General features: G+C 60.6%; 15 protein-coding genes and 1 pseudogene. 7 read left to right on the plus strand and 9 right to left on the minus strand.

All coding sequences use genetic code 11. The annotated features are described in order from the left end of the window. Positions 1-23: 23 nt before the first annotated feature. Together DevBK_RS17870 and DevBK_RS17875 are read left to right on the plus strand one after the other, a co-directional pair. Entirely contained in the window at positions 24-689 is a 666-nt protein-coding gene (locus tag DevBK_RS17870; RefSeq protein ID WP_317186417.1) for a hypothetical protein, read from the plus strand. Further along, positions 686-2,032, plus strand: a complete 1,347-nt coding sequence (locus DevBK_RS17875; protein WP_317186418.1) for an O-antigen ligase family protein — start codon at positions 686-688, stop codon at positions 2,030-2,032. The genes DevBK_RS17870 and DevBK_RS17875 overlap by 4 nt, the downstream gene beginning before the upstream one ends. A 195-nt stretch (positions 2,033-2,227) precedes the next feature. Here DevBK_RS17875 and DevBK_RS17880 read toward each other — a convergent pair whose 3' ends face one another. Then, on the minus strand, positions 2,228-2,749 hold the full coding sequence (locus DevBK_RS17880) for a hypothetical protein (RefSeq protein ID WP_317186419.1): 522 nt from the start codon (positions 2,747-2,749) through the stop codon (positions 2,228-2,230). Positions 2,750-2,986: 237 nt separating this feature from the next. Between DevBK_RS17880 and DevBK_RS17885 the strand changes: the two genes are divergently transcribed. Together DevBK_RS17885 and DevBK_RS17890 are read left to right on the plus strand one after the other, a co-directional pair. Then, positions 2,987-3,535: a transglutaminase-like cysteine peptidase gene (locus DevBK_RS17885; RefSeq protein ID WP_162243250.1), complete on the plus strand. Its 549-nt coding sequence runs from the start codon at positions 2,987-2,989 to the stop codon at positions 3,533-3,535. A gap of 130 nt (positions 3,536-3,665) precedes the next feature. Continuing rightward, positions 3,666-5,804, plus strand: coding sequence for a GumC family protein (locus DevBK_RS17890; protein ID WP_317186420.1), 2,139 nt, complete (start codon positions 3,666-3,668; stop codon positions 5,802-5,804). A gap of 32 nt (positions 5,805-5,836) precedes the next feature. On the opposite strand, the gene DevBK_RS17895 is transcribed toward DevBK_RS17890, so the two are convergent. After that, entirely contained in the window at positions 5,837-6,616 is a 780-nt protein-coding gene (locus DevBK_RS17895; protein ID WP_317186421.1) for a metallophosphoesterase family protein, read from the minus strand. A 155-nt stretch (positions 6,617-6,771) separates the two neighbouring features. Here DevBK_RS17895 and DevBK_RS17900 point away from each other — a divergent pair, with 155 nt between their 5' ends. Continuing rightward, positions 6,772-8,460, plus strand: coding sequence for a tyrosine-protein kinase domain-containing protein (locus DevBK_RS17900; RefSeq protein ID WP_317186422.1), 1,689 nt, complete (start codon positions 6,772-6,774; stop codon positions 8,458-8,460). Here the strand turns inward: DevBK_RS17900 and DevBK_RS17905 are convergent. Further along, the gene (locus tag DevBK_RS17905) at positions 8,457-9,473 is read right to left on the minus strand and encodes an NAD-dependent epimerase/dehydratase family protein (protein ID WP_317186423.1); all 1,017 of its coding nucleotides are present in this window, start codon (positions 9,471-9,473) and stop codon (positions 8,457-8,459) included. The genes DevBK_RS17900 and DevBK_RS17905 overlap by 4 nt on opposite strands. Positions 9,474-9,623: 150 nt before the next feature. Here DevBK_RS17905 and DevBK_RS17910 point away from each other — a divergent pair, with 150 nt between their 5' ends. Continuing rightward, positions 9,624-9,884: a hypothetical protein gene (locus tag DevBK_RS17910; RefSeq protein ID WP_317186424.1), complete on the plus strand. Its 261-nt coding sequence runs from the start codon at positions 9,624-9,626 to the stop codon at positions 9,882-9,884. Further along, complete coding sequence (locus DevBK_RS17915) at positions 9,884-11,800, plus strand: hypothetical protein (RefSeq protein ID WP_317186425.1); 1,917 nt, start codon at positions 9,884-9,886, stop codon at positions 11,798-11,800. Before DevBK_RS17910 ends, DevBK_RS17915 begins: the two co-directional genes overlap by 1 nt. On the opposite strand, the gene DevBK_RS17920 is transcribed toward DevBK_RS17915, so the two are convergent. The 6 genes and pseudogenes from DevBK_RS17920 to DevBK_RS17945 all read right to left on the minus strand — a co-directional run bounded on the left by DevBK_RS17920 (position 11,733) and on the right by DevBK_RS17945 (position 17,568). Beyond that, entirely contained in the window at positions 11,733-12,332 is a 600-nt protein-coding gene (locus tag DevBK_RS17920; protein ID WP_317186426.1) for a putative colanic acid biosynthesis acetyltransferase, read from the minus strand. The genes DevBK_RS17915 and DevBK_RS17920 overlap by 68 nt on opposite strands. Beyond that, on the minus strand, positions 12,329-13,414 hold the full coding sequence (locus DevBK_RS17925) for a glycosyltransferase (protein ID WP_317186427.1): 1,086 nt from the start codon (positions 13,412-13,414) through the stop codon (positions 12,329-12,331). Before DevBK_RS17925 ends, DevBK_RS17920 begins: the two co-directional genes overlap by 4 nt. Beyond that, positions 13,411-14,550: a hypothetical protein gene (locus DevBK_RS17930; RefSeq protein WP_317186428.1), complete on the minus strand. Its 1,140-nt coding sequence runs from the start codon at positions 14,548-14,550 to the stop codon at positions 13,411-13,413. Before DevBK_RS17930 ends, DevBK_RS17925 begins: the two co-directional genes overlap by 4 nt. Positions 14,551-14,570: 20 nt before the next feature. After that, positions 14,571-14,708, minus strand: a pseudogene (locus DevBK_RS21020) (chloramphenicol acetyltransferase); the annotation flags it as partial. Between the two features lie 398 nt (positions 14,709-15,106). Continuing rightward, on the minus strand, positions 15,107-16,321 hold the full coding sequence (locus DevBK_RS17940) for a hypothetical protein (protein WP_317186430.1): 1,215 nt from the start codon (positions 16,319-16,321) through the stop codon (positions 15,107-15,109). Beyond that, on the minus strand, positions 16,318-17,568 hold the full coding sequence (locus DevBK_RS17945) for a WcaI family glycosyltransferase (RefSeq protein WP_317186431.1): 1,251 nt from the start codon (positions 17,566-17,568) through the stop codon (positions 16,318-16,320). Before DevBK_RS17945 ends, DevBK_RS17940 begins: the two co-directional genes overlap by 4 nt. Between the last annotated feature and the right edge of the window lie 95 nt (positions 17,569-17,663).

The raw sequence follows: 17,663 nt of genomic DNA on the forward strand, positions 1-17,663 counted from the left end.
ATTCGAGGGGGATAGACGGGTCTATGACACGTGCGTGGGGGCTTTGGCTTTCGTTAATCGTCGCGGTGGCACTTTTTGCAGGCTCTGCCACCGCAGCATACAGAGAAATTGTTCCCTACTTTGCTGGTGGTGACAACGCCCAGGAAAAACTGGATTTTCTCGCCACTGGCGCTCCTGATCCAGGTCTCTCGCTTCAAGCGCAGCGTCTTATCCTGGACGACTGTGTTGCAACGCTTCTCCCACTTGTCGGCACGGCGCTGAATGAAGAAACCGAAAAGGTCCGTGTCAGTTGCCAGTCTTTGGCTGAAGGACTGTTGCGCGATGCGCCGCTCTTTTCATACGCTTGGTTCGGGCTTGCTGTAACGCAAGCATTTGACGGGGCAAGCGCGGACTTCCAGCACTCCCTGGCGCAATCACAATTGACCACGGCAAACCAGTGGGCGATGGCCTCGCTGCGGCTAGCACTTGCTTATCCGTTCTGGAGCACGCTACCGCCCGAGCTGCAGAGCCAGCTTGGAGCGGATATCGTCGTGCTCGCCCATTCCGGACCTGGGCGTGAATGGCTGGCGCAACGTTATGCAGGCAATCCAGATTTTCGAGAAGACATCACGGCCAATCTCGAAAAGGCGCCGCCCAACCTGCAACGTGCCTTTGTCCGTGCAGTTTCTTCTCAGGGCACAGGCTCATGACCAGACTCAATAATTTTGCAGGGTCGCTGGTGGTCCTCGTCGTGGTTTTGTCGCCAATACCCTTTGGCAGCAATCGGCCGTTCTTTTGGGCGATCTGGGGGCTAGTCGTCGCCGCGGCGGCATTTGTTTATTCCGTTGCCGCTGCGCGGAATGGCGAGGGCTTGCGCATACCGCTGAGCAAGATCGGCTGGTCGGTAGGCCTATGGGCCCTTTTGCTTCTGTGGCTGGTCGTGCAGGTTGTGCCCTTCGGGGCTATCCTGTCTCCGTTCTCCATAGCCTTGTCTGGAGGAACAATTACCTCGGAGACAATCAGTACGGCGCCAGGCGCGACATGGCTCATGTTGATCAGAATAGCGACGTACGGGCTTTTCTTCGTGCTGGCCCTTCAAGCTGGCGCAAAAGAAAACCGCTCCGTCTTGATGATCAAGATTCTATTTTGGGGCATTGTTGCCCATGCCGGGTTTTCGTTGATCCAGTTGACCCAGTTCGGTGATACAATTCTAGGCTTACCCAAAATTGCTTATATGGGTGTCGCAACCGGGACCTTTATTAACCGAAACTCGTTCGCGACCTTCCTTGCAATTGGGCTCAGTGTAGGAATTTCGCTGCTGCCAGGCATCATCAGTGCCAAGAGGGCCCGGAATGAGACAGTGATGGACAAGATTTTCCGGCTTTTCTTTCACGTTGCTGGACTATTCGTCATTATGGTGGCCCTGCTTGCGACCCAGTCAAGGATGGGGCTGTTCGCCGGGTTACTAGGAGCTTTCGTCGTCTTGCTGCTGGTTCTCAAGCAGAACCGTCACTGGAAGGTGCTTATTCCGGCGGCTGTAGCGATTGCTGTTGCGGCGTCCCTTTTGATCGTCTGGACCTTCGGACAGGGCGTAATTGAGCGCGGGCTTGACATCGAGGGTTCTAGCGAAGGGCGCATGAACCTCTATGTTCAAGTATGGGATGTCATCATGACGCGGCCATGGACGGGATATGGTGGGGGCGCATTCTCGCTCTTTTTTCCTGCGTTCTTTGGTCCGCCACTCGACCTTGTTGGCTTTTGGGACAAGGCACACAATACGTATCTCGCGCTCTTCTCCGAACTCGGCATTCCCGCGGGCTCTTTGCTGATGATCGCAAGTGCCATTCTTTTTGGCAGGATCTTGTGGTCGCAGTTGATGGGTACGACTCTTAATCCGGCGAGGCTGGCAGCAATCGGGGCGATAATCACCTGTGCGGTCCACTCCTTGGTCGATTTCAGTCTCGAAATTCAGGCCAATACGTTCTTGTTCGTTGCGGTCGTAGCGTTGGGCCTCGCGGCAACGATCAGGATGCGAGCGCCGGGCCAAGTATAGCAAGTCAGTAATCTAGTGGCCGGGTCGTAGCGACATTCCCGCTGCAAGCGCTCGTGCTTCGATGTGAAATTCGTGTGCCGCATATGTGGCTCACCCAATTTACTTAGGCTGCCCGCTCACTCGGATTATCAAACTCTTAAGCTTGAATAAAAAAAGGCCCCGCATTGCGGGGCCTTAATATTGAATTGAGCCAGATCAGGTTGGGCTGACCGGAGTACCGGTGCCACCACCGCCACCACCACCAGCAGCCGGTGCACCAGCCGGAGTATCGTTTGCAGGGCCAACGGCACCGATTGCGGTGAGATCAGCCTGCGTAAACGTCATGCCGTTGGCTTGGGCCGCAGCAACAACCGCAGCGGTGTCGACCGAGATGCCGGCAGCGGCTGCTGCCGTGGTAATACGCTGAATGCTGGCAGGAGTGCCGCCTGCGGCAGCAACGTCAGCTGCAACATCGACAACGATGGTGCTCAGAAGGGCAGCGTTCGGGCCGAGTGCAGTTGCCAGAGCCTGGGCGGCAACAGCAGCGGCTGCAGCAGCGTCAGGAGCAGTGCTCAGAGCGGCGGCTTCAAGTGCTGCGATGGCAGCGTTGACTGCAGCAGCATTTGGAAGTGCGTCGATCTGCGTCTGAACGGCAGGCGAAATAGCGAAAGCCGAGGACACCGGAGCGGCGACCAGAGCAGTTGAGATAAGCAAAACCCGTACAAGATTTCGCATCATGGGATGACCCTCGTGTTAATTCTTTATTTAGCAAACACGACGGACGTCCTGACTGTCAAGTGTCCGGCGAGTGAAGACGCTTTGCGCGCCATGCATAACTGGCTGTGTAGTTAATTCCGGTAAAGCTGGCAATTCTGTGTCCAAGTAATTTTCATAAAATTTGAAGTGCTTCCAACAGAGGACAGCAAATCGGTTCGTTCAAGTTGCATCCATCGGATCAGTCCAAGGATGGGCAATATGAAGAATATGGTTTTTGCAGCCGCGGTCAGCGCCGTCGCCTTATTTGGCACAGCTGAAACAGCTTTTGCGAACAGGCAGACAAATATCGTGATACAGGAGCGTGTTAGCGCTCGTGGTCCAGAGAGTTTCCAGGTGTTCTGCGTCATTAATCCGCGCGAATGCCAGCCTGGAGGCACGGAGAAAATTGCGCTCGATGACGATGTGATGCGTCTCCTCACCCGCGTCAATGCGCGCGTCAACCGCGCCATCCGTCCCCGTCTCGACAGTCCTTTCGCACAGGTCTGGCGCGTCAATCCAAGTGTGGGGGATTGCAAGAGCTACGTTGTCAGCAAGCGCCATGAGCTCATCCGGGCTGGCGTATCGCCAAGCGCCTTGCGTGTTGCCTATGTCAAAACGCGGGATGGTCAGGGCCATGCGGTGCTGGTCGTCAAAACCCACAATGGCGATCTGACGCTCGACAATTTGACTGGCGAAATCCGGCTGTTCCGGGAGACAGGCTATCGAGTGGTCGGCATGTCCGGTGCAGACCCGCGCCGCTGGGGTTGATCACAAGTCATCTTAAACCTGCATGGCGCCCATGACTTGGGCGCTGTGACGTTATTCATATGGCCGAAAAGTGGTTGCGCGGCGCTGACTTCATAGAGATAACACATCCACGAAAATCGGCGGGTGCTCCATGGACGAACAGGAAATTGATCTCAGGGCGATCTTGGGGGTGCTGCGGCGCCATATAAGGCTGATCGTTCTGGTGGTCGTTACGGTCCTCGTGATCACTGGCGGCGTGGTTTACTCGCTCAAGCCTGAATATACAGCAACGACGCTTGTTTATGTCGATACGGCGCGCAAGGATCTCTTGGATCCCGAAGCGCTGGCCGCCGGGTCGAGCGCTGCAGACAATGCCCGGGTCGATAGTGAAGTCGAGATCGTCCGGTCGATCCCGACGCTTTTGCGCGTGATCCAGGACGCGAACCTGCTGAACGATCCTGAATTCATGCCCAAGCTCGGGCTCCGGCAGGAGCTGATGGCGTTCCTTCGCCTTGCCGAACCGACGCTGCCGACAGGCGAAGAAGCACTCAATAATCTTGTCGAGCGTCTCCGCGGTGCAATTTCGGTGCAGCGCCGGGGCCTCACCTATCTCATTTCGATCAATGCGGAAGCGGCGTCACCGGCAACGGCGGCGCGTATCGCCAATGCGACAGCCGATGCCTATATCGCGCTGCAGATTCAATCGAAGACGCAGTCGGTGCTCAATTCTCTCGACGTGCTCGAACCGCGTATTTCCGAAGCGACCTCAAGGCTTGCGCAGAGCGAAGGCGCCTTCGACACGTTCGTCGAAGACAACGTCGCCCGTCTTTCGGCCGGGGACAGCAGCAATATCGAGGCGCTCCGCCAGCAGCTTGCGCAGGCGACCAGTGAACGTCAGCGGCTTGGCAGCATCGTCGATACGGCAAACCAAAGCCTTCAGCAGCTCAATTACGAGCAGCTTGCCAGCTCGCTGCAGTCCGAAGCCGTCGCCGGTCTTGAACAGCAGCGCACCGATCTGTTGAACCGGATCAATTCGCTTGAGCCCAATTCAACCGATGCAGTCGATCTGCGCGGCAGCCTCGCCCAGGTCGAGCAGCGTCTGCAGACGACGGCGCAGCAGGAAATCCAGGGGCTGCAACAGCAGGTTTCAACCTTTCAGGATGAAGCCTCGGGTCTTCGCGATCAGGTGCGGCAGCGGTTCCTCGGCAGCGATCTGCCGCCGGATGTGCTGACCAGCATTTATGAACTGCAGCAGAACTCGACACTGGCGCGGACCAATTATGAACGTCTCGTCGCGCGTGTAAACGACCTGCGGGCCCAGGCCGACCTGCAGGTGGCGGATAGCCGCGTTGTCGCGCAGGCAACGCCGCCCAATGCGCCATCTTTCCCCAATTCGCGCCTGATCCTCGTTCTTGCCGGTCTCGCGGCTGTCGGTCTGGGCGTCGGTCTAGCCTTCGTCGTCGACAATTTTGTCGGTGGTTTCACATCGACGGATCAGCTCGAGACAGTCACTCGCCGTGAAGTCATCACCGGCATTCCACTGCAGCGCCCCAACAAGCGCGATGATGGCCATATCGCCAGCGCCGCCGATCTCGTCGTGACCTCGCCGCTGTCGCATTATTCGGAAAGCTTGCGCCGGGTGCGTCTGCGCCTTGATCAATTGCTCGCGGCGCCGCGCGCCGATGGCCGCCAGCGCCGGGGCAAGGTCATCCTCGTGACATCTTCGCTGCCGGTCGAGGGCAAGACGACGACGGCACTCGCTCTTGCGCGCACCTATGGTGTTGCCGGCCAGCGGGTCCTGATCATCGATGCCGATCTGCGCAAGCCATCGCTCCACAAGCAGCTCAATGTGGAATCGACATCGGGGCTGCATGAATATCTCGCGGGCGAAATCTCGCCCGAAGAGAGCAAGTCGATCATCAATCGCGATCCGCAGTCCGGCATTTCGGTGGTGCTCAGCGCAAACCAGAGCAATCTGCCGACGGAACACCTGCTGACCAGCAAGACTTTCGTGCAACTCATCGAGGCAGCGACGCAGGCCTTCGATATCGTCGTCATCGATACCCCGCCTGCTGGCGTCGTCGTCGACGGCGTCTATCTCATGCAGTTTGCCGACGTGATCCTCTTCCTAACGCGCTATGCCAGCACGACGCAGCGCGAAGTGCTGAACGCGCTCAAGACCATCGATCGGTCCAAGGTGGAAGATACGCCGCTGGTTCTGGCGATGACCCAAGAGCCGGGAAATGCCCGGTCCTACAATTACAAATATTCGTCCTATTACGCGGATTGATGCAAAAGGCCGGGCTTGTCCCGGCCTTTTCTTTATGTCGCGGGTTTTGGCGCGGTCGTCGACATGAAGCTGATCGCGCCGGACTTCAGAATCTTAACCGCCGTCAGTGGGCCGCCGGCATAGGCGCCGGTGTCGATGCCAATCCGGCCCTCGGCAACGGAAGGAGCGTCCATCGGCGTATGTCCGTGTACAACTGTCGTCGGCAGGCCGTGCGGCTGGCTGAGGAAGGGTTCACGGATCCATATCAGATCTTCGTCCCGCTGCTGCTCCAGCGCTACTTTCGGCCTTATGCCGGCATGGACGAAAGTAAAGGCACCCGCTGTCACCATGATCGGCCGGCTCTTGAGGAAGTCGAGGTGATCTACCGGGATGAAACTCTGCATCACCTGGCCACGCGTCCTGACGCTCATGGAGCGGAACGCATCGCCATCGATCCCGTAGGATGTCAGGGTTTCGCGGCCGCCCCACTCAAGCCAATCGCCCATGGACTTGGGTTGTTCGACGGCCTTTTGAAACATGACCTCATGATTGCCCTGGAGGCAGATCCGTTTGAAGCCTTCGGGCGCGCGGCGGATCAGATGGTTGAGCGTCTGGGCTGAGGCAGGGCCGCGATCGATATAGTCGCCGAGCGTGATGATCAGCTTCTCGCCGTCTATCGACGCTGCATCTTCTGCAATGAACGCCTCAAGCGCCTTGAGTTTATCAAGACAGCCGTGAATGTCCCCGACCGCGTAGATTACGGCGGGCTGGGTCTCGAGGTGAATGCGCGGCGCCGTTTCGGCTGGGGGGCGCTTGCCAAAAATGTTGAACATGGCCCTTTGGGTCCGAGTGTGTCGCACGACCGTATCGGCGCGCCTAACGCCTTCGCTAGCACCTTTTGAGTGATTTTGAACGGGATATTCGGACCGTCCGGCCGCCAATGTTTTGATCGGCGCTATATTGTCAAATCCGAATAAATGCCGTTCTATTGCGAGGGTGGCAGGGGGATATTCTGTTTACTTTTCGCAACAATGTCGAAAATCTCATCGGTGTGCTGCATCGGCAATTTCGCATTGTGGCGCTTTGCTTTCTTGTACTCTTCACAGTTCCCGTAGTCGCCGCGCTCGCCCTGCGCCCCAGTTTTACCGCGACTGCCCTCGTCGTCATCGAGCCAGCCCCCTCGGATTTGCTCGAGCCGGGTGGCCTCGGACCAGCAACCGCGCCCAATACAGCTCTGGTCGATGGTGCTGTCGAACTGATGCGATCCGAGCCCGTGTTGACGCGGGCTCTCGCGCTGGTGGCGCCTGTCGACCCCAGTGCCTTCTCGTCCTCGCTCGATTTTCGCACCAAGGTCCTGGCGTTTTTCGGCAATGCCCGCGCGGAAGGTCCGTCTGTAGATCGTCTGGAAGCGCAGGTTCTCAAGCTGGCGCGGGCGTCAGTCTTAGTCAATCGCCGAGGCCTGACGCCGGTCATCGCGATTTCTGCCCGTTCTGCCTCGCCGTCGTTCGCAGCCCGCATGGCCAACGCCATGGCGCAAGCGCATATGGAGCTGCAGTGGGAGGCCAAGGCGGAGAGGCTCGATCGGGCAAAGGGGCTCGTCGATGTGCAATTGTCGACGGCAGATGCGCGGCTGATCGAAGCCGAGGCAGACCCAGACCTTGCGCCGCAACTTGCAACTCTGCGCAATCAGCGCGACGCGCTCCAGCATCGTGCGCTGGAACTGACGATGCAGGCCGCTTTGCAATTGCCCGATGCGCGTCTCGCCGCCCCGGCATCGATCCCGGTCGAGGCGAGTTTTCCCGATGTGCGGAATACCGCCCTCATCGCGGCTCTGTTCGCCGCCGTTATTGCGATTGGTATTGGTTTCACCGCCGATGGCTGGGCGAGCGGCGTGCGCTCGACGACAGAACTGGCCACACTTGTTGGCGCGCCGCTGGCCATCGCCATGCCCCGGCTACGGACCCGTCGCTCCGACGGTACGAGCCATGCCGATCAAGTGGTGACCGCGCCACTCTCACCATTTTCTGAGGCCATGCGCAGCCTGCAGATGCATCTGACCCGTTCGCTCGACAGGCAGCCAAGCCGCGTGATTGCCGTGATGTCGGCGGGTGAGGGAGAGGGTAAGACGACGACCGCGCTCGGCGTGGCGCGGGCGTTTGTTGCAGCGGGGCAAAACGTGCTGCTCCTCGATGCCGATGTGCGCTCGGCGGCCCTGCGGCAGCATCTCGATGTGCCGTCCTCGCGCGGGTTCGAGGCGGTTTTGTCCGGCGTGCTTAGCCTCGCCGATGTGCCGTCCCTCGTGCAGCGCGATCCGCTGTCGGCGCTCAACGTTCTGATCAATAGCGGACCGAGTACATTGCCGGCCGAGGCGATCTTTGGCACCGGGATTTTGGAAAAACTCCTCCAAAGCGCGCGGTCGAGCTTCGATGTGACGGTGATCGACATGCCATCGTTCCGCTGGCCGGCGGATAGTTCGCACATCCTTCGCCATGCCGATGCTGTTGTTCTTGTCGCGGGCTGGGGCAGAGCGGAGCGCCGAGCGCTCGAAGATATGCTGGTTTCAATCAGGGCCAGCCAGGGCGGCCGGCACATTCCCGTGCACCCGGTACTGTCAATGCAGCCGCAGACGCTCAAATGGTCGCTGTCCCTTACCCAGTTGAGCTATGCTTCGCGCTAAGCGATCGGCCCGTAGTAATCCGCATACCAATCAACGAATGCCTTGACCCCGATATCCAGCGTCGTCTCGGGCCTGTAGCCCGTCAGCACCGCCAGAAGCGCGGGCGCGGCGTGGGTGTGTTCGACGTCCCCCGGTTGCACCGGCAACATGGTCTTCCGTGCCGTCTTACCCAAGACTGTTTCGATCGTCTCGATAAAGGACATCAGCCCGACCGGTTGCCCGCCACCGATATTGACAGAGCGCCAGGGCGCGACGGGCGAAATCGAGTCCATTCCATCGATCACGTCCACCGCCTCGCCCTTCTGCGGCTTGACGACCATCAGCCGGGTGATCGCTTCGACGAGATCATCGATATAGGTGTAGTCGCGCAGCATCTTGCCCTGGCCATAGACGTCGATCGCCTCGCCGCGCGAAATGGCAGAGACGAATTTGAACAGCGCCATATCCGGACGGCCCCAGGGGCCATAGACGGTGAAGAACCGGAAGCAGGTGGTCGGAAGGCCGAACAGATGCGCATAGGAATGCGTCATCGCCTCGCCGGCCTTTTTCGTCGCCGCGTAGAACGACATCGGAAAATCGGCCCGATCGGTTTCGGCGAACGGCACCGTTTCATTGCCGCCATAAATCGACGAGGTCGAGGCAAACATCAGGTGGCCGACGCCGGTCTTGCGCAGCACTTCGAGGAGATTGAACGTGCCCGTTATATTGGCGCTGACATAGGTTTCGGGCGCTTCGAGGCTGTAGCGCACACCGGCTTGCGCGGCGAGATGGACGACGATATCGGGTCTGAAATCCGTGATCGCCGTTTCGAGCGCGGCATAGTCTTCGAGCATGGCTTCGACGAACGAGAAGCTGTTGGACTTTTGCAGGATGGCGAGGCGCGCCGCCTTGAGCGTCACATCATAATACTGCGTCATGCCATCGAGGCCGAAGACGGTGTGACCGTCGGCCAGGAGCCGCTTTGCCAGATGAAATCCGATGAAGCCGGCCGTGCCGGTGATGAAGATCTTCATTTATCCCCGCCGCTTTATCTCTCCGAGCCTTAGGCGAAAAGCCTGAAGAGCCCGTTAGCTCAGGGCCATGCGGCCCGCTTCGATAGGCACTTTGCTCCCGCTGATCAGCGCCAGTCCTAGACTGTCGCATTCCTTTCAGCGGAGCCGATCATGGCCGATATTTTCTCCTCACACAGCCTCGACCTTGCCGCGCCGGCGACCGGCGCCTTCGCCATTACGCCGAGCGATGGCACGATTTTCGATCAACCGACGCGCGCTGTGTATGTCGGTGCAGCCGGCACACTCGCCGTCGAAATGCTCTCGGGCGGGTCAGTCTTCTTTGAAGGTCTTCCGGCCGGCGCCATCCTGCCGGTGCGCGTGCGTCGCGTCCTTGCTGCCAGCACCGCCAGCTTTCTTATCGGGCTTTACTGATGGTTGGGACCAATGGGCTTGGCCTCGCCCTCAAGTCGCGGTCTGGCGCCCGAGCGGCGTCTGGCCCCTGGCTCGATGCTGATTTCGTCGTGGGGCAATATGGTTTTGCCGGTCGTTCCTTTTCCGATCCGGCGCAGTTCCGCCTCGCCGCAGGCGGCACGGTCGCGCCGACGGGGCATCTGTTTCTGGGGCCCCATGTTGCCCCTGATGCGCAGGAACTGTTGGCTGATGGCAATTTCTCGGCCGGGACCGCGACTGACTGGACCGGTGTTGGCGGGTCTGTCGCTATCGCCTCTGGCGCCCTCCGCGTTACGGGTGCCGGTGGCAGCGGCTCGGGTGCCTTTCGCACCATTGCCGGGCTGATCAATTCATCGGGCCGGGCCTATCGCCTGACCGGATCGGTCTGGCGCGGCACGGCGTCGAGCGTCACCCTTGGCTTTGGCGCGGGCGGCGGCGGCACCGCCAATTATGCGCAAACCGCCAATCTCACCAATACGGTCCCCGAAGCGGCCGCGCTTTATTGTGGCGGATTCAGCGTGGGGACCGCATCGATAGCGGTACGCCATCAGGTCAATCCAGCCACCGGCACCTATTTTGCCGATGATCTCTCGCTCAAGGAGGCCTTGCCCTATGCCGGCTTCCGGCCGGGCAATCTCTGCGGCATCATCGAAGCCACGACACCAGCCAGCGGCGGCACGGGAGGCATTGTCCTTCAGGCAGATGACAATGCCGAATTCAACGCCAACTGGTTCGAGCGCAATTTCATCCGCATCATCTGGGATGCGAGCCTCCATTTGCGGCTCATCGTCTCCTTTGGCGGCACGGGGAGCCAGGTCGAACAGGCCAATATCGATCTTGGCGCCGTCCCGGCCGGTTCGTCTTTCGCCGTGGCCTTCTCGGCGCGCGATGGCGAATATCGCGCTGCCTTTATCGGGCAACCGGCGCAAAAGGCCCTCGCCGGGACGTTTCCGGGGCTTGCCGCAATCCGGCTTGGGCGCGGCCGTTCGGCGGTCACTGGCCTTTGGACGGGCAGCATCAGCCGCATCAGGCTCTATCCCTATGCCTTGAACGAGGAGGCCTTCGCCGCATTCTCGTCGGGCGAAGGCATTGCGGCTTGGGGCGATAGCCTGACGGCGGGTGCCGGCGCGACCGGTGGCAGCACGGGCGCAGCGACCTATCCTGCCATCGCCCAGACACTGTTCAGTCCGCCCCGGATCGTTCATCGGCAGGGGCAGGGCGGGCAAACCTCGACGCAGATCGCCGCCCGAATGAATGCCGTGCCGATCCTCGTTACCGTTGCCGGCGGCGCCATCCCGGCATCGGGGCCAGTCGCCGTGACCGAAAAATCCGTCAATGTGCTCTACAATTCGGGCGCCTATACCGGCGCGCAGCGGGGCTGGCTTGCCGGGGTCGATGGGGTGATGACCACGGACGCCAGCGGCAATTGGACATTCACGCGCAGCCAAGCCGGCATTGTCGTTGCCGCTCCAGCGTCTTCTCGCTTCACCTGCGCTTGGGGTCTTTATCTCAAACCCTTTGAAGCCTGGCTTTGGCTCGGGCGGAATGGCGCACAATCGGGGCGTACGGTCGCCCAGGATATCGATGCGGCAGTCAAGTCTCTCGGCCACAATCGCTATCTTGTCGGCAGTATTCTGCCGAGCGCCGCGGATAGTGCGCCGGCTTTAACGGCACAGGCCAGTCTCAACGGGCAACTCGCGGGCCTTTATGGCGTGCGGTTCGTAAATCTTCTGGCGGCCCTCGTCGCCGGGGCCAATGGATCGCCGGAAGACAGCGCCGATGTGGCGGCGGGCTATGTTCCGCGGTCCCTGCGCTCGGATCATCTCCACCTCAACGATGGAGGCTATGCGCGTGTCGCTGCGGCCTTTCATGGGGCGCATCAGGCCATGGGTTGGTGATTGCCCCGGCGCGGCGGCGAAGCGGTCGCGCCGGATTTCCTGCATAGATGGTCCAGCTTTCGAGGTTCGAAAAGGCGACGGATGCGGCGCCGAGAACCGCGCCTTGACCTATTGTCACGCCCGGACCCACCGTGGCCCGGGCGGCAATCCAGGCGTCGGCATCGATCTCGATTGGCCGGGCAATGATCGAAAAATCCGGACAGTCGACATCGTGGGTCGCCGCAATCAAATGCACATGCTGCGAGACGATTGCCCGGTGGCCAATGCGGATAGGCGCCTGGCAATAGAGCACCGTATTCCAGCCGACGACCGCCTCGTCCTCAATCACCAGATTGGGTGGGTACCAGATTTTGGCACTGCCATGGATCCGCACATCGCGACCGACGCGAGCCCCGAAGAGCCGCAAGACGAGACACCGCCAGCGATGGAGCGGGGTGGGCGTCCATGCAGCGAAGAGCGTCCAGCTGACAAGCCAGAGCAAACGGAACAACCGATGGTGCAGGGGATAGGAAACCTTCGCGAGCCCGGTCATGACGATGATCCCGAGCGTACCCGCACATATTGGTCGAGCATCGACCGCGCGATATTGGGCCACTGAAATTTCTGCGTGGCCGCTTTCGCACTTGCTTCGCGTTGCTGTGCCTCGTCCGCACTCATAGTTTCCATCTGCCGCACCAGCGCATGAAAATTGCTGAAATCCTCATTCATTTTGAGGCCTCGCCCTTCCGCGACGAGGTCCGGCAGGTGGCAGGCTTCGGTCAGCACTGGAATGGCGCCGTAGGATGAGGCTTCTAGCGCCGCCATCGGCAGGCCTTCGCTGAGCGAGGGCAGAATGAAGAACCGCGCGGAAGTCAGCGCCTCGCTTTTCCGCTCGCCATAGAGAGCACCGACAAAGCCAACCTTCTTCGTTTTTGCGCAGGCCGCAGCCACCAGCCGCTCTTCGTCCGGCGTGCCCCAGCCCGCGATCGTGAGCGGAAGTTTTTTGGCATGCCGATCCCAGGCGTCGATCAGTTTTAGGACCTGCTTTTTCTCATGAAGCCGTCCCAGATAGAGCGCGCCGCTGCGCTCTTTCCCACCCTTGGGCGCTGTGGCGTCGATGCCGTTCGGAAGGATGAATGTCCGCTCTCGGAGGCGGGGCATGAAGCCTGCAACCGCGCTCGCTTCGTGATCAGTCAGCGCATGAACATGCGCGCGGCCTAAGCTGGGCCGCTCCCAGAGCGCGGCATGAGGCCGTTTGATCCAGGGCCGGCGTTTGAGGATCCAAGGGTCGAGCATGCCGCGTGGCGATATCACCACCTGCGTTGCCTTGGGCGCGAGTCGACCGTAGATCGTGCTCGCCGACCAGAGCCCATGGACGTGAAGGATATCGGGCTTGAGCCGCGCGATTTCCGACACAACGGCGGGCGCAAATCCATATCGCGCCCGACCAAGCGGAAAAGTCACAAGCGGCAACCGGCCCCAGACGCTACGCTCCTCCTCGAACTGCGCCTCGCGACCACCCATCACCGTAACATCGGCTCCAAGATCCGCCATGGCGGCAGCAAGGCCGGAAACGGAATGATAAAGCCCACCGGCGGAGCGCCCGAGGCGCGTCGAGAAATGCAGAATTTTCATGATGCTCTCACCTCCCCAGGCAAGCGTGTGGACTGTCGGGATGCTGCCCAGAACAGAAGCGCCGCGCCATAGCCGAGCGTTTCGAAGGCAACAAAGCCAATGACTGCGTTGGATGCTGCGGCCAGCGCCAAGCCCAATGCCCCAAAGACCATCACTGTGCCGAAGCTCCGAAACGCCACGTCGTGGCGACCCAACAATTGCAGCGCGTAGACGCCCGTCGCCGAGAGTTTTTCGATCACCTGCCAGCCGAGCAGAGCGAGGATAAGCGGCGCCGCGACATCGAGCCTTGAGGCAGCAAGTACCGTCGCGACGCTACCGATCACAGCAATCCCGGCTTGACCAAAAAGGCTCAGCCGCATGTTTGGCCGCGCGGTTTTCAGTTCCAGCCGGCGCAGGTAGAGCAACAGAATGCCCGCGGCGTTGAAGACCTGCTTGGCATAGATTGCGAGCGCCGCGACGGGGCCAGAGAACAGCGCACCAAGCGCGAAAAGCACCGCACGCCCATAAATCTGACCCAAGCCCTGCGCGGCCATAAGCGCCAAGAGGTCCATCAGGGCCGGACGTATGTCGGCGAACCGTCTTGATTTCTCGAGAGGCGCACCTTTTGTTCGCCCATGCACCAGCGCATAGAGCGCCGTGCCGAAAAGTGCGGAGAGCCCGGCTACCGTCGGATCGATTTCGCCCCGCACCAGCACAACTGCTGCAAGCGTGATCATCCAGCCATTTTGGGCCAACATGCCCCAATGCTGCCAATTGCGCCGGTCGAGGTCGTGGTCGAGCGGCCGCAGACGCAGCAGTAGGCAGATGAGAATAGCGACGAACAAAAACTGCAGGTCCGGCAAAAGAATGAAGCCAACCGGCAGCGCCATAAGAAAGGCCAGCAAAAGGGCCAGCCGATAGAAGCGATAGGCTGCGCGGATGGTGGCGTCGTCATGCCGGAGCCGCATCATGGCCGGGGCAAGACCCGATTGGCCATCGAAGACGAAGAACAGGAGACCTAGAATCCCGCTAAACTGCGCGAGTCCGAGCACTGCTTCGGTTTTGCCTTGACTGATCAACAGGGTCTGGGCCGCGAAAAGACTGAGTGCCGGTGCGGCGGCGATACCCAGCCCGAACACATGCCGCGCGCCTCTCATCGCAGGCTCCTTTGGACACGAGCAGGCGTTCCAAACGCGAGGGCATGGGGCGGGATGTCGGAATTGACGAGGCTATGAGCCCCGATCACGGCCCCATCACCGATTTTGACGCCCGGCATGACCGTCACCAGCCGCCCGATCCAGACATCGGCGCCGATGCAGACCGGACGACTATGGAAGCCGCTCCTCAGAACTGGTGTGTAGGCGCTGATCCGATGGTCGCTGTCGCGGATACTGCAATAATCCCCGACGCGCGTTCCCGCGCCAATGCGAAGCGATCGCCGTGAGGAGAGGATCGTCCCTTGGTTGATCGAGCAATCAGGTCCGATGTCGATCTCCCCGCCCTCGGCGACAGCAAGGCTGATATTGCCGCCGAGATAGACGCGATCGCCGATTGCAATCGTGCCAGTGACGCCCGGGCAGCGGATCGGCCCGGCAAAGATCACCGACTTTCCAAAGCGCACCCAGGACAGATAGAGGCGGCGATACCAGAGGCCTCGCAGCATCCCGGCACCGCGATCGATGCCCTTTGTGAGCCTGTGACGCATGTCCCGCTTCATCGCTGAAGCCGTGCAGGATTGAGTTTTGCGGATTGGAAGACCGCCAGCACGCCGGCGCCAAAAAGAATGACGGCGAGCCTGAAAATCCCGGTATCGAAACCGCCCCGCAGAACGAAAATCGCAAGGAGCGGAATAATCGCCGTAACCAGCGCCTGACTGAGAGGCGTCAACCCGCGCAGTGCCGCATACGCATTGTCGAGGAGTGCCAAGACAGCGCCGAACAACAGCCCGATCCCGCACACAAAGACATGGCCGCCGGCCGCAAAGGCTTCGCCGGCAAGGCCGGGCGTCAGCCCCCCAAGGAGATCGCGCGCCTCCATCAGCCGCAATTCCCGGCTCAACTGCATCGGCTTTTCGGGGAACAGCGCGCGCGGCAGAACCTGCTGGATCACGTTCCAGTATTGCCCGGGATTGAACCCGATCTCGGCTGCATAACGGGCCGAAAGCGCATAGCCCTCGAGCAGTGACACTTGCGACAGCGTCATCGGCAGGCTGGCGAAAAAGTCTGTTTCCTCGCCCTGGAGTGTCAGGCGGAAACTCAATGTCTGTACGGCAAGGATTGCCACGACGACACCAGGCACGATCAAGCGGCGCAATCTGATCCGGCCATGTGCGAGATAGATCAGCGCAAAGCTCAGGCCGCTGATCGCGAGTTGGGTTCGTCCACCGAGAAGCCAGAACACGGCCAGGATCAGGACCATCGAGAACCATGGCGATGGCCCGCCATTGCTGAGCTGGCGCAGGCATAGAAGGCTCGTTGTCAACGCGCCGAGACAGGCGAAGGCATAGGTGACTGAAAAGAGCGGGGTCTCGACCGGCAGCCGCAAGAATCCGGCCTGCGCAAAGCCGATCGGTCCGCCGGGTGCGAGGCCAATCGAGATCACAAGGCCGATCAGCACGGCAATGTGCCACGGCAGGGGATCAAAGGTCCAACCACGTGAAATGGTACCGGCGTCTTCAAGCGGCCGCGCGACTATCCAGTAGCCGAGCAGCCAAGCCACGCTGGCGAGAAAGGTCATCAACACGACCTCGCCCCGATAGGCCACCATCGTCGCCGAGGCGTGCCGCGGATCGAAAAATACCAGCGGCAATCCGTGTGACACGAGAATAGCGGCGCTTAGTAACAAAAGGGCAGGGCGCTGGTGCCGCACGCCGAATGCCATCGCCGGGAGCGCGATAGTGACCAGAAAAAGCGCTACGGCGAGCGTCATGGCCGTTGCCCCAATATGGCCGGCGCTCCTGCCTTGTCGGCCTGTTCGATGTCGCCAACAAAATTGGCCAGTAGAACCTGCCGGCTCCAGCGCGCTTCGGCCCTGGCGCGTGCAGCGCTGCCCAATTGCCGCGCAAGCACTGGATTATCGCAGAGGTCCGCAATAGCTTTGGCAAAGGCCTCAGCATCTTGCGGAGGCGTGGCGATGCCGCAGCCCGAAACTTCCTGAAACAGCGCCGATTGCGGCCTTGCCGTCGCGACCACGGGCCGCCCGGAAGCCAGCATATTGGGCAGCTTGCTCGGCAGTACCAGATCCTGCGCGCAAGCGATCTGCGGCAGCAGATGGATGGTGGCGAGAGCGAGCAGATCGCCAAGCTTTTCGATCGGCTGCAGGTCGTGAAAGCGGATATTGCGCAGACCTGATGCTGATGCTTCGAGCGCCGCACGGTCCGGGCCATTGCCACAGATCACGAAGGTCAGATCGTCTCTGTGAGATAACTGCCTCGCCGCCGCCAGGATGAGATCAAGCCCATGCTTGCGCCCGAGTGCCCCGGAATAGAGCGCCACATGCTCGGTGCCGATGCCCCAAAGCGCGCGATAGGGCGATGGCGCGTCCTGCGGCACGATCCGGTCGACCTCCGCCCAGTTGCGGTGCTCGGCAATCCGGTTCGCTGGTACGTCTTTGTTCTCGAGCCGACGGCACATTGCCGGCGAAATGGTGCTGACATGATCGAAGGCGCAGAGTATGCCCCTTTCGATCTGACGCAGGATTTTCCCCAAAAACAGACCGCGCCCGATGAGCCCCGTCGCTTCCGCCGCCTCGAGTTCAAAATCCTGGACGTGGAGCCAGGCGGTGGCGCCGCTCAGGCGCGCGGCAACAAGACCCACAGGCGCCGCCATCAAGCCCGGCGCAATGGCAATAACGCGATCGGGCCGCCAGAGCAGTGCGGCCCACAGCATTGGGAAGAATGCCGCGAGAGCAAAGCTGAAATGATGGAGAAGGCGCATCGCGCCAGTGGGGTGCCGCGGAATAAAATGCGGCACGCGGAGAACGTCGAGCCGTCCCCGCCGCTCCAAATTCCAAAACCCGTGTCCCGGCCGAGCGCGCCATTCGGGATAATATGGCTGACCCGCAACAACCCTGACTTGATGTCCAGCCCGCACCAGAGCCTCTGCCAGGCCGGTGGTATAGGGTCCAATACCGATTATCTCGGGCGCGTAATTGAGGCCCAGCACCAATATCTTCATGGCGCACCGCCGCGATCTGCTAGCGGGCATCTAGCCGGTGACAGACCGATGTTGAAAACACACGAAACTACACTGGTGCCATTGACGCTCAACAC

Source organism: Devosia sp. BK, assembly GCF_032907385.1.
In the GTDB taxonomy this organism is placed as follows: domain Bacteria; phylum Pseudomonadota; class Alphaproteobacteria; order Rhizobiales; family Devosiaceae; genus Devosia.

Bases quoted from the DNA above. Each gene is read 5' to 3' on its own strand.
- DevBK_RS17910 (WP_317186424.1), top strand. From the start codon at position 9,624: ATGGCCGATATTTTCTCCTCACACAGCCTCGACCTTGCCGCGCCGGCG.
- DevBK_RS17920 (WP_317186426.1), bottom strand. From the start codon at position 12,332: ATGACCGGGCTCGCGAAGGTTTCCTATCCCCTGCACCATCGGTTGTTC.
- DevBK_RS17915 (WP_317186425.1), top strand. From the start codon at position 9,884: ATGGTTGGGACCAATGGGCTTGGCCTCGCCCTCAAGTCGCGGTCTGGC.
- DevBK_RS17925 (WP_317186427.1), bottom strand. From the start codon at position 13,414: ATGAAAATTCTGCATTTCTCGACGCGCCTCGGGCGCTCCGCCGGTGGG.
- DevBK_RS17940 (WP_317186430.1), bottom strand. From the start codon at position 16,321: ATGACGCTCGCCGTAGCGCTTTTTCTGGTCACTATCGCGCTCCCGGCG.
- DevBK_RS17875 (WP_317186418.1), top strand. From the start codon at position 686: ATGACCAGACTCAATAATTTTGCAGGGTCGCTGGTGGTCCTCGTCGTG.
- DevBK_RS17905 (WP_317186423.1), bottom strand. From the start codon at position 9,473: ATGAAGATCTTCATCACCGGCACGGCCGGCTTCATCGGATTTCATCTG.
- DevBK_RS17945 (WP_317186431.1), bottom strand. From the start codon at position 17,568: ATGAAGATATTGGTGCTGGGCCTCAATTACGCGCCCGAGATAATCGGT.
- DevBK_RS17890 (WP_317186420.1), top strand. From the start codon at position 3,666: ATGGACGAACAGGAAATTGATCTCAGGGCGATCTTGGGGGTGCTGCGG.
- DevBK_RS17880 (WP_317186419.1), bottom strand. From the start codon at position 2,749: ATGATGCGAAATCTTGTACGGGTTTTGCTTATCTCAACTGCTCTGGTC.
- DevBK_RS17885 (WP_162243250.1), top strand. From the start codon at position 2,987: ATGAAGAATATGGTTTTTGCAGCCGCGGTCAGCGCCGTCGCCTTATTT.
- DevBK_RS17870 (WP_317186417.1), top strand. From the start codon at position 24: ATGACACGTGCGTGGGGGCTTTGGCTTTCGTTAATCGTCGCGGTGGCA.
- DevBK_RS17895 (WP_317186421.1), bottom strand. From the start codon at position 6,616: ATGTTCAACATTTTTGGCAAGCGCCCCCCAGCCGAAACGGCGCCGCGC.
- DevBK_RS17930 (WP_317186428.1), bottom strand. From the start codon at position 14,550: ATGAGAGGCGCGCGGCATGTGTTCGGGCTGGGTATCGCCGCCGCACCG.